This is a genomic window from Pseudomonas sp. MIACH, from assembly GCF_001269925.1.
In the GTDB taxonomy this organism is placed as follows: Bacteria; Pseudomonadota; Gammaproteobacteria; order Pseudomonadales; family Pseudomonadaceae; genus Aquipseudomonas.
In genome coordinates this window covers 264348-276938 of the sequence record NZ_LHVO01000018.1, presented here as the reverse complement: position 1 = coordinate 276938, position 12591 = coordinate 264348, and the positions used below count along the sequence as shown (strand labels likewise).

Sequence of the window (12591 nt, the reverse complement as noted above, 5' to 3'; positions counted from 1 at the left end):
TTAGGGTGATTCGCCAGCGATTTTGTTATCGAACTTCAATGGGTATAAACGGGAGGAAACATGAATACCGCACCAGTGAGTGCAACTGTCTATATATGGTATCCCAGTGGTGTAAATTTTGGCCACGCGTCCATGTACATCGGCGATCCCAAGACCGGCAGAAATGTTGAATACGCCTGCTATAAATTCAGCATTCATGGGCGTACATCGGTGTACAACTCCAGCTACATCAGTTGGTGGCCGTCTTTTCGCCCAGGACTGTTTGACAAGTCCGAGCATCAAGCGAAGTTTTTTCTAAAAGAGGATGTGGTGGCAGAACGCGCTAGACCGCATGTCGTTTATACCCTTCATGGACTCAATGAACAGGGAATGCGCACAGCCTGGTTGAGCATTCGCGATAAGCCGCATGCGCATTATCAAACGCTGCGCAAAAGTTGCGCGACAGTTGTGTTAAGTGTTCTGAAAGCCGGCGGTGCGCTGGAAAAACTGCCCTTGGCCAAGCGCATATGGTTTTCGCATAACATGTTTCTGACACCCATCAATATAGCCCAGGTCTGCAACGAACTGCGCGATGCCGGATTCGCAACCAAGGTCAGGAGTATTAGATGCCCTTAGAAAGGAGCATCCAGCTTTGGACTTCGCTAGGCGTAGAGCCCTGTGTCGAGACGTGCACCTGCAACGATCCTGAACACAGAGCCCCCCGTCGCCTCTTACCGCCTTCAATTCTGCTCCAGCACCATCGGTAAATACATATTCCCCACCACCAGCAACGGCCGGCGGTCCTCCACCAGCGATGAATACAGGGTCAACGAAAACACCCATTCCCCGCCATCCCGCTGCGGATTGGCCTGCCCGCGCCACGTATCCACCGCCGTTTGCAGATTGCCCGCCGTACTGCTGTCGAGCGTCTGGTTGGGATACAGGTACACCGGCGTTTCCCCGACCAGTCCGTGGTTCGGATCCAGCGGGTCAGTGGCCAGTTCGTAGGCATACGCCACCCCGGCAGTGATGCTTAGCCCGCCATTTTTCGCGGCGTCGCCGAACAGGCTGTCGAAGGCCGCCTGCAAGGCCACGCTGAGGGTGGTTGGGGCGTTCGCCAGCGGCACCCGCTGGTCCCAGGTATTGAGCGGTGTGGCCACGCTGGCGGCTTCGACCCGGTCGGTCTGGAACACGAACGCCGGGTTGGTCGAAGGCCCGTTGGCGCTCAGCAGTTTCTGGTTGCGCTGGACCAGGATCGAGCCGGTCGCGTTCTGCCAGCGGGCGACGTTGAGCCGCGTAAAGACCAGGCTGAAGGTCGGCCACGACGCCGAGATATGGACACCCGGCGCCACCTCATAACGGGATTCGCTGGCCGAGACGCTGGTCCGCTCCAATTGCACCTTCAATCCTGCTGCGGTCAGGGCCCAGACCTGCGGCCATTGCCCGTCGGGACCGACGCCAGCGCTCAGCGCCGTCAGGCCGAGACTGGCGACTTCACGACTGGCCTGCGGTCCATCCCGGTCGGTGACCCGCGCCTGAAAGCTGAACTGATCGGTGGCCGGGGCCAGCAGGCGTGAATCCGCGAGGTTGTCGACCAGGCGTACGTTCCAACTGCCGGCGATCGCACTCGCCAGGTCGCGCAGCGTCTTGGCCGCATTGCTCTGCACCGGCGTGAGGGCGCCGCTTTCCGGCAGCTCGCCAAGGATGTCCCAAAGGCCATCGGCCACAACGATATAACGCGCCAACTGGACGAACAGATCCACATCGCTGGCCGCCAGTCGCATCCCCTGATCGGGGCGCAGGTTGTAGCTCAGGGTCAGGCTGACATCGTCCTGCTCGGCATGCTCATGGGAGTAGGTGAAATGGTGGTCCCATAGCGCCAGGCTGGCGAGGCTGACCTCGCTGTCCGCGCGCAGGGTACTATGGGCGCGGCGGCTGCGCAGGCTGCGGCGCAGTTCGGCGTTCAGCACGGTAGCACTGGCGCGCTGCTCGACGATCACCGGCAGCGCCGGGAAATCCCGCAGCGGAATCGGCACCGAGACTTCGCCCAGGTCCACCCTCAACGCCGCCGGAAGATCACTGCCGCCCAGCGGGGGCACGAAGGTCAGCCATTGCGACGCGGCATAGCCGTCGGGCAGGCCGACGCTGCTGATATTGCGCTCCAGGTCGGTGATGCCGAAGGCCATGTGGGCGGTGACCGCGCGGTGGCTGGCGGGATCGGACTCGGTCAGCAACAGAGTAATGAATGGCGAGAAGTCAGTCAGCCAGCACTTGCCCGCGCTCATACTCCAGGAGCGCTCTTCGCCACCGCTGGTGACTTCGATACCACCGTACATATCTGCCGGTAGCAATGCACTGCTCGGGTCTTGCCAGGCCGAATCGACCTCGCGGTTCAGTTGCACCAGGGTCGAGGCGCTCCAGGCCCGGGACAGGCTGATGCCCAGTTGCTGTTGCAAGGTGGTGGCCGCAGCTGCCTGGCCGGCGATGACATCCGGGTCGCTGATGGCCAGGACCGGCTCCAGCCCCTCGGGAATAGCCCCGGCCAGTTTGCGCTTGACCGCCACCAGGTCGCTCAGGGTCTGACGGGTCTCTGCGGTGCGGTACAGCGCGGCGACATTGCTGGCGCCGAGGATACGGTCCATATCCGAGAGGAAACGCCCGGCCCAAGGCTCCACATCGATGCCCTGGAAGTCGTGCTGGCTGCTGGCTTGCGACAGCGTGCCATCGGGCAGCAAGACGTTGAGGCCGACACCCTGGCGGCTGACCAGGCTCTTGTACAGCGGGGTCAGGGCAAAGAAGCGCGGCTGCGGGCCCGGAGCACCGGGCACGGTGGTGGTCCCGGCGATGCTCAGCGAGCGAATCCCCGCAGCGCCAAAATTCACCGCCCACAGGTCGCGGCTGTCCTCCAGGGCGCGGCCGGTGGCGATACGCAGGTCGGGCAGGGCGGCACGCATGGCGGCGATAAAGGCGTTGAAGGCCAGACCGCCGCCCTGGTCCTCGGCCGCTGGCACCAGCGGCGCCGGGATCGGACTGCTGCTGCGCGACACGCCTGCTTCGTTGTCGGCGGCGAAGTCCGGGTTGATCAGCACCGTCGGACGACTCAGGGTCAGGCTCACATTGAGCGGGAAGGCCGGCCCCGGATACGGCCCGCTGGCGCCGATCAGCAGGCTGATACGGACCCCGCTCGGCGGGACCAGGGCGGGTACAGCGGCGGCGAACAATGGTTTATCGGCGTTCGCCGGGGTTTCGACGATTTCCTGGGCGTTGACCTGCACCCCAGCTTCGGCGAAGCGCACGATCAGGCTGTTGAGGCAATCGTTGGCCTGGGTGATCACGCTGGCCTGGCCTTGCGGGGCATTCAGGTGGATACCGCTGGCGATCAGGTTCGGTGTACCGACGTTGGCCAGGGCGAAGGCGCCGGCGCTGACACCGAGCAGCCTGGCAATCGCCGAGGGTGCAGTGGCGCTGGTGAATTGCGCAGGGGCGCAGATCAGCAGGGCGCCCAGGTGCAGTGCCTGGCTATCGTCGCCCATGCTTGCCAGCAGATCCGTCAGGGTCGCCGCAGGCGCCAGATGCTGCAGTTGGCCGAGGGTGGCCGCCAGACTTTGCCCAGTGGCGGCGGTGGTCAGGCTGTAGGACTGGCCGCCGACGCTGATGCTCAAGGTCACGCCACCGGCGACCACCGCAGGCATCTCCAGGTTGGCCGTGGCCAGCTCCAGGGCACTCTGGGCGAAGCGTGGGGCGATGGTGTCGAGGCTGTCGCCGCCCTGGATCGAGTAGGGCACTCGCAGTTGGACATCGTTGCTCGGCCAGCTCACCCGGCCAGGCAGGGCGAAGGCGCCGTCGCTCGGCACCGCAAGATCCGGGTTGCCGCCCAGTAGCAGTTCCGCCGGGCAGGCGTGGGCATCGGCGAACTGGTGCAAGGTCTGCGCGCCGTCGGCGCTGATACCGGCGCCGTTGTTAAAATCGCCCAAATACAGCAGCGCGCCCATCTCGAACAGATTGGTCGTGGTGGTGTTCAGCGCCGCCAGGGTGGCCTGGTCCAGACCGCTGCCGTTGTGCCCCAGGCTGTCGTCGTGGCCCGCGACCCAGACCGTGCTGGAAATCAGCTGATTGGCCTGGAAGATTGCCGGCAACGCCTGATGGCTCTGGCCCAGGTCGGTGACGCTGATCGTCACCCCAAGGCCGGCGAAGGCACCGCAGACCTGCTCCAGCGAGCGGATCGGCGTCTGCGCATCGGCCTCGCTCACTGTCACCGAGACCCGCTCGGTCTCGGATACCGCTACCGAAAAGATGATGCCGGGGGTGAGGATGGTCAGGCCGGCGTTATCTCCGGCCAGCAACCCCGGCAGGGTGCCGAGGAGATTGGCCAGGGTCGCCAGGTCAGCGCTGCCGTCGGCGGTATTGCGGGTCAGCGCAGGCGACACCTTGAGCACTGCGCCGCTGCGCAGCGGCAGCTCGCCGTTCTCGGGGGCGGCCAGCAAAGCCTCGGCAGTGATGCTCGGCCAGCCGCTGGGGCGGGTGATACCGACGATGCGCTGCGCCGTGTCATTTTCGGCAAACAGGGCGTAGGCCGGCACCTTCAGCAGGGCGCCGACACCGAACAGTGCCTGCATGGGGACTTGCGCGTTGGCCAGGGCCATTTCCGCGTAGCGCAGGCTGTAGTCCGCGGCCAGCGAGGCGAGGGTGGCATTGGCCGGGGCACGGGCGGCACCCAGACGCGATGCGCTGGCGCTGAAGGCCTGGGACGCGGCGGCGAAACGCCATAGCGGTTGCTGCTCGACAGCGTGGGCGGCGCTGGTGTCGAGGCTGGTTTCCACCGCAGCGCTCAGCGGCTGGCCCAGTTGGTAGTAAGCCTTGGCGTAGGCTTCGGCCTGGCGATCGGCGGTTTGCGCGGCGGCATCGCCAGGCTGGCTTGGCGACGGCATCACCGTGGCCGGGCGCGCCTCCAGGCTGATGCTCAGGCTGACCTTGGTCTCCCTGACGCTGACCGTCCAGGCACTGACCAGCGCCGGCCAGTCGCCAACCCCCAGCAATGTATCGGTATAGCCGCTGGGCAAGCTGACCTGGCCCTGCCCGACGGGGTTGGGGCCGGTCTGGTTACCGAAGATGTCCTGCAAGTTCAGCTCCACCTGGGCCGAGGGCAGGCTTGTGGCCCAGCCAAAGCCGCGATAAGGATCGTCGTCCGGGCTGGGCAGGCCAGCCACGCGCGGCAGTGCCGACGGCGTGGCAAAGCGGTACAACGGCAGGATCTGCTCGTACAGCCAGTACGGATCGGCCTCCTCGGCCAGGCGCTTGTCGCGCAATAGGCCGCGACGGATCAGGCGCTGGCGTTTCCACGCCGTTGGCGCGTCCTTTTCCACCGGGGTGGGCGGTGCCGGCATGCCTGAGGCGGGCATGGCGAACGGCGAATCCTGGCTGGCCGGAATTTGCGTGCCGAGCAGGCTGAAGAGTCTGCGGGCCTGTAATTGGGCGTTGCTCTCGACCTCATCCGGCGGCGCCTGCAAGGTCAGGTTGAAGCCGACGCTGCCCGCCGGTACCAGGGCCTGGAGAAGGGTGTCCTCTTCGTTGTGGTCCTCGGCATAGAGGGTGCCGATGGTCGCATCCAGCCCCGGCGCGACCACCGCGCAGGTATTGAAGGGCAGCAGGCGGCGGCCTTGAGGCGCGACGGCCTGCTGGGATCCGGCGATCACCAGCAGATCGATGCTGGCGACGCCATTGGCATCCAGCGCACTGGCTGGCAGGCCTTTTTCAAGGCCCAAGGTGTAGCCGGTGCCACCGACCACGCTGCCTTCCCAGAGCAGGGTAACGAAACGCTCCAACTCATTGAGCGACGCAGCCGGGGCCGGATCGCCGTTACGGGCCAGACTGTTGACCCGACCGAGGCTGACGTCAGGCGCGCGCGGCACGCTTTCCGTGGACAGGTTGGCCTGGATCAGCCAGGTCTGTTCCGGCGTGCCGTCGAGCACGCTGACGCCCGCAGCATTGCCGGCATTCGGCGCCGGCAGGACCAGTACCTTGACCACCGTACCGCTGCCTTCGCCGGCCGCCAGCCAGGCACGTAAAGCCAGCAAGGTAGGGCGCTCGGCTTCGTCCACGCCTTGCAGGGCGAACAGGGTCAGGGCGTCGTTGATCTGCTTGATCGCCACCGGGATGCGACAGGCCCAGGTGGCGCTCTCGACCGCAACCGCATCGCGTCCGGCGCTGGCGCCTTCGGCAGTGGTCAGCAGGTCGTAGGCCACACTGGAACCGGCCAGGGCCTTGGCTCGCAGATCTGCCGGCAGCGGCCAGAGCGTCGGTTGGGCGCCCACAGGTGGCGTGGCCATGCCGGGAATCGGCAGGACCACCGGAGTTTGCAGCTCGATACGCTGGGTCAGGCCGTAGGCTTTCGGCGAACGTCCGGCCAGGGCCATGGCCGCTGGCGCCTTGACCACTGGCAGGGTCAGGCTGGTAGCCGGGCCCATGGCGATGATCTGCGCGTTGCTGTAGCGGTAGGTCAGGCTTTGCACCACCTCGGTGGGCACCGCCGTACCAACGGGGATATCGCTGCGCGCCAGGAAGCGGCTGTCTGGTATGGCGTGGGTGCCGACAACCGCGCTGTCCACCAGGCTGATCCAACTGCTTTGGGCGGTGAGGGTCATGTCCAGCGCGGGGTCGTCGGCCTTGTCCGGCGAGGTGTCCACCGCCAGGTCGAACTGCTGGCCCGTGAGGTCATAGAGCGGGGTGGGTTGTTGCGGGTCGGCGACCGCATGCCCCTGGGCGTCGGTCACCGGCTTCGGCACGCGCAGGCCGGCCATCAGCGAGCGTGAGCCTTGGTTGACGATACGCGGCAGGGCTTCGCCGCCGAGCAGTTGGTCGAGCAGCCGGTCGATGGTGATCACCGGTACCTGGGTTACGTTCAGCACGGTACCGATGGCGTAAAGACCGGCGAGATTTTCCAGGCGCACGGCGGCATCGGCAATGCTCAGTCCGTAGGTGTTGGCCAGCAGGGTAAAGCTCAGGGTCTCGCCTTCGCCGGCCTTGGCCACGGCATTCGGCACCGGTACCAGGGCCAGGGGCGCGAGAAAGGTGGCCCGGCCGGCCCAGTCGAGGATGTTTGCCCAGGCGTATTGCCAGGTGCCCTGCGCCGGGTCGTTGCTGGAAGTCCAACTGACATCCAGCAGCAAGCGCCGGGCGAGGTCGCCGAGGCTTTCCCCGGCGGCGGCATACAGGCCATGGGTGAGCGGCAGCTCGTAGGTGGTGTTGCCAAGGTAGGTCACGGCGCCGAGGAAGTCCTGCCAATCCGGCGCTTGCGGCGGCGACTGGGTGGGGTAGACCTGCACCAGGGCCAGGGTCGCGGCGATACGCTCAAGGGTGTCGCCGGGCTGTGTGATGTAGTCGCTGATCGGCTCCAGCGCATTGAAGCCCTGGGGCACCTTGAGGGTCTGGCCCGGCGGCAGTTCCTGGCTGTCCAGGCTAAGGTCGTCGCGGGTCAGTTTCGCGATCAGTTCGGCATTGCCGTTGAACACGGCCTGGGCATACCAGTCCGCCGCGAGCAGGTGTGGCCGGCGATAGCGTACATAGGCCGTGGCGGCGGCCAGCAACCCGTCGGCCGGGCCGTTGCGCCAGGTTCGCAGCGGCAGGTCGAAGGGCACCGCCGGATCCAGCAGCCCGGTGGATTCACCGAGGCCGCTGCCGTCGGCGGCGAACAACAGGCTGCTGTTGGCCAGGTTGAACAGGCCGGCAATCGCGTCCAGGGTTTCGCCGCTGGCGGCCTGGTGAATCAAAGTGCCCAGCTCGACGCTGTGCAGTGCGAAGGCTTGACTGGCGTTGTCCTCGGCCAGCACTTCTGGCGCAATGCCCAGCTTCACCGGCAGGCGGCTGCCCACCGGTGCGCTGGCCAGCTGACGTTCCAGCGTGGGATTGAGGAACAGCAGCTCGGCGCTGCTGGCGCCAAGAGCCTGGGCCACGCTTTCTACGGTATCCCCGGCGCGTACCGGGTAGTCGAGGGTCGCACTGGCGAAGCTCGCCGCCAGTTGCGCCAGGGACTGCCCCTGGCCGCTGCCATTGTCAGCGACGCTGACCTGGCTGCTGGCCAGCAGATCCCCGGCTTCTTGCACGGCGGCTTTGGCCAACATCAGGCAGTAGTCGCGGAAGATGAAGGTCGGGAAGGACTCCACGGTCGTCGGATCGTCGAGTGCCGGACGCGGCCCGCTGGCACCGCCTACCGGCAGGTACTGGCCCATGTACTGCGCCAGTTGCCATTCGTACACGGGACCGATCGGATTGACCTCGGCGAAGTTCAGGGTGCCGCCCGGCGTGCCGCTACGGGTCAGGCACGGTGGCAGGGGAGCGACCATGCCGCCGACTTCGGGGATGGCCCCCGGATCAGCCCCCAACAGCAGGTGCAGGTTGGTGGCGAACAGGGTGTCCAGCTTGGTCCAGGCAAAGGCCACGTCGGTGCCTTGCGGATCGTTGAGGAAGGCGGCGAGCAGGGCCAGTTGGCCGGCGGTAAGCGTATCGGTCTCGGCCCGTGGGCCATCGGGAATGGCGTACAGCGCATAGAGCAGCACGGTGCGCACCCACAGGTCCGAGGTCAGGCTCGCTGTGTCCTCGGCGCTGGCGGCGAGGGCGTGCTGCCGTGCTGAACGCCGGGCTTCGGCACGGGCGGTAGGTGCCAGTGGGTCGACCCCGGAGTTGGCGCAGAGAATGAACGCCACGCGGTACTTGGGCGCCGCATCGGCCTGGGCCGGGCCGCTCCAGGACACCGGCAGTTCGCCGATGGAAATGCTCGGCAGCAAATAGAGCAGGGCGCTGCGCGGCATGCCGTCGATCCACTGGCTGCGGCTTGGGTCCCAGTTCCAATCACTGCGCTCGACCCGCGCCAGGGCATTGCTCGCGCGCTTGCGCAGCAGCACCTGGTGCAGATGCTGAGCACTGAGCACTGCGACCCGCTGCGCGCGATTGCGCCGCGCCCGTGGGCCATAGCCGCCGGACAGGCTGCCGGCGCGTCCCGGCGGCGCCAACAGGCGACTGCTCTGGAAGCCCTTGGGGTCGCCGCCCGGCGCGACGATCCATGGCGTCTGCTGCACCGAGCCAAGGGTGAAGGACAGCTCCAGCGAGACATGGAAACTGAACGAAATTTTGATGAACAGGATCTTCACCTTGGCCTCGGCGCGCACCGAAACCTTGAGGGTGAATTCGGTGGGCCGGTAGCACTCGAACAGCGCGCTGACCTGGGCATAGGCCTCAAGGCTGAGCGAGACCTTGATCACTTTGAAATCCACGTAGCCGTAGACCTTGCCATGCAGGGCGGCGATGCCCTGGGCGCGGAAATACTGGGCCGACGGCAGCCCGGCGCTGGACGGGTTGAACCAGCCGAGCACACCCTGGAAGATCACCTGCACTTCGACATAGGCACCGCCGCCGAGGATCCCGGCGCGAATCTCCTTGCCCACCCCCACCGCCAGGCCGATGCCCAGCTCCAGTACCGGCGAGAAGGTACCGTTGCTGATGCGTGGCACCTGGCTCGACGTGACCCCATCGAGCAGGCCGAAGTAGACCCCGCCGCGCCCGATAAAGATATAAGCCTGGACCGCGAACGAACGGCTGAAGTCCTGGTTGTAGGGGAAGCCCAGGTCCACCTTGAAATTGCCGTTGGTGTAGACCTCGATCACCACGGTGCCCAGGGTCAGCGAGGCGATGCCGATCTGGAAGGTGCGCAAGGCATCGGGCAGGCGCAGCTCGACACGAAACATGCCGACGTCATCGGAAATCTTCTTGTACAGGATCTCGAAGCGCAGCCCGGCAAGGCTGCCGGCCTTCTCGCCGTTGAGGCCTATCGACAGGCCATAGAGGATGGGGTCGTTGAACAGGAAACCGAGGTCCACGGTATTGGCCATCAGACCGATGTCCAGGCCGATCAGCCACTGGCTGTCGGCGCTGAAGGCAACCCCGCTGCTGCGGGTGCTCGGCAGGTTGTCGGGATTCTCCACCGGCTGCATGAATTGCTTGAGCAGGGCCAGGTTGCCGGCCACCGTGGCCACCGGGTTTTGCAAGCGGATGCGCTGGCCGATGCCGAGGTAGCGCAGTTCCACCAGCGCAGAGCCGGTGCCCGGTACGGCGGGCGGCGGGTCGTTGACCACGTCCCAGGCCAGGGCATCGTCGCCGGTATAGGATTTGCCCAACAGCGAGCCTTCGAGGATCAGCTCCACCTTGCCAGCCCCCGCGCGGGTATAGCGCACGCCGATGGCCGAAAGGCTGCCGAAGCCCAGGTCAACCTTGGCCTTGTAGACGAACTCCACCACATTGTTGGTCGGGTCGAGGGTGAAGACAAAGCTGGACAGCTCGATGCGCTTGAGCACATCCCACGGCGAATCGAGGGTAAAGCCCAGGGTCGGCGCGGCCAGGTTGACCAGGTATTCGAGCATATCGCCCAGGGTGGTGCCGCCCAGTTGTACCGAGATCACCTGGTGGCGTGGGTTGGTGGTGCTGTCCTTATCGCCGCGCCAGGCGGTAATGGCCTGGACCCAGATCGTATCGACGTAGACCTTGAGCAGGTAAGTCGGCTCGTCGACGCCGACGTCCATGCCCACTTCGACGCCGATGCGGTTGATCGAGAACTCGCCACTCAGGCGCCCCGAGGCGGGTTTGTCCGCCGGCGCGCTGCCGTCCCGGGCGATGTCGATACTCGCCGCCGCCGAGATCTTCAACTCGGTGCCGAACAGGGTCGGCGTCCAACGCATGGAAATAGTGCCGCCCAGTTCATAAGACTTGTCGCCGGTGGAGAGGCTGACGTCGAGGCGGTCCACGGTCAGCGCCGGTACGGAAGGAGGCGCCTTTCCCAGGCCGAGGAACTGCGCAACGAGGTCGCTGAGGTTGATGCGGGTGCCAGGGTAGAGCCCGCCAACGAACAGCCAGCCCTGGGGATCGTCCGGGTCCTGTATCGGGTAGTCGGCGCTGAACACCAGGCGCGGGCTTTCATAGTCGTCCTGCGCAGCGGCGGGAAAAAATGAGAACACCCCGGACAGGCCGCCGCCAACCTTGCCGTTTTGCGAGGCGATCCAGAAGCCGATTTCCTCCAGGCGCAAGGTGATCACCACGAGATTGATGTCCCAGCCCTGATCGGCGCTGGCGGATTCATTGCTCGGGTCGCCAAACACCACCAACGTCTCGGCGGAGTAGTTCTGCGCCAGCGGATCGGCGGCGAAGCCCAGCTCGCTGACCACCGCGCTTTGCAGGCCTCCCACGGCGGGACCGGCGGCGCCGAAGAAGTACCGGAAGGCCTGGCCTATGGGGATGTAGTCGCCGCTGCGCATCTGCCCCTGGATATACAACTGCGGCAGGCTGACCGAGACGTCGATATCGACTTTCTTCCCGGTGTTGGCGTTCTCGCCGAAGCGCAGCGTGCCGAACACCGAGCCGCTGACGGTACCGGTGGAACGGGAGGCACCACCGTCGCCCTTGATCGCGCCCCATGCCCAGACCCAGCGGGTACCGATATCGTGCAGGGTGACAAAGGGCACTGGCGGCGACCATTCCTGCTCGGAGCCAATGGTCAGCGCAAGCCCCTGAAGCTGCGGAATGGCGCCGCCGTCCGGCGAGGTGAAGGTCAGGTCCACTTCGCGGAACTTGAAGGTTTCCAGCAGCGGGAAGTTGTCCGGCAGCGGCAGGGCGGGCAAGCCGAAGATCGTGCTCAATTGGGCCATGCCCCGCACCACCGAGGCATGGTTCGGATCGAATACCGCAGTCAGTTGCCACTGCGGCCCGACCACTCGGAGCGGGGTGGACAGATTGGCGACCAGGGCGGCGTTGTCCCGGCCCAGGCTGACGGTGCCGACCAGGTTGATCACGGAAAAACTGGTGCGCCCCCAGCGCGCTTCATCAAGGTCATCGCGCACCAGCAGTTCCAGGCCGAGCTGAGAAAGCGCCACGGCGCTCGGCCCGCCTCCTGTCGGCGCGGGAGAACCGACATTGAGCGCCGGTGAGCCGGCAGCACGGGCCAGCAGATCCATTACCGGGATGTCGGTCCAGCCCGCGGGCATGATCAGCGTGCCACTCAGGCTCAAGGGCCAGGGTGCGAGCATGTCCAGCGCCGCGTCGAAGACGTCGTTGGCCGGCAAGCGTCCAGACAGCGTGAGGCTGCCGCCGACCCGGCTGTCGGCCTGGAACACGGGTACATCCAGGGCCAGCCCGTGGAGAAACGACGGCGTCCAGATCACCTCGCCCATGGCACTGTCGTCCTTACCCTGGCTGTCGGGCAGGCAGTCAGGGTTGAAAAACTCCGAGAAGGTCCACGCGCCGCTGATCGCCAGGCTGACTTGGAAAATACCCACGTCGCCTTCGGCCTGGGTATAGAGCAACTGGCCATGTACCGCGAAGCGGTTGCCCCGTGGGTCGCCGGGTTGGCCGAAGGTGCCGCTGCCGGTCAGGGTTACCCGGTCCAGGCCCTGGCTCAGGCTTGCCGACGATAACGGGTAGCTGCCATCGATGCCTAGCAGGCCGAGGACCCCGCGCAAGGGCGCCAGCGCGGCTTGCGCCGAGGCGGCCCAGAGGTCGATGACGCCATTATGGAGCGCGGCGTTCAACGCGGAGTAAACGGTGGCGACGGACATGACTTACCTCGGCTCAGAA

Annotated in this window: 2 protein-coding genes; one reads left to right on the top strand and one right to left on the bottom strand. The window is 65.8% G+C overall.

Translation table 11 applies throughout. The features are described from left to right. Window positions 1-60: 60 nt before the first annotated feature. Window positions 61-615, top strand: a complete 555-nt coding sequence (locus tag AD670_RS30715) for a hypothetical protein (protein WP_256243879.1) — start codon at window positions 61-63, stop codon at window positions 613-615. Window positions 616-719: 104 nt separating this feature from the next. Here AD670_RS30715 and AD670_RS07580 read toward each other — a convergent pair whose 3' ends face one another. Further along, a complete protein-coding gene (locus AD670_RS07580; protein WP_053129999.1) occupies window positions 720-12572 on the bottom strand; it encodes a hypothetical protein in 11853 nt (3950 codons plus the stop codon). Window positions 12573-12591 lie beyond the last annotated feature (19 nt).

Excerpts from the sequence above, each read along its gene's own strand:
- AD670_RS30715 (WP_256243879.1), top strand. The coding sequence starts at position 61 with ATGAATACCGCACCAGTGAGTGCAACTGTCTATATATGGTATCCCAGT.
- AD670_RS07580 (WP_053129999.1), bottom strand. The coding sequence starts at position 12,572 with ATGTCCGTCGCCACCGTTTACTCCGCGTTGAACGCCGCGCTCCATAAT.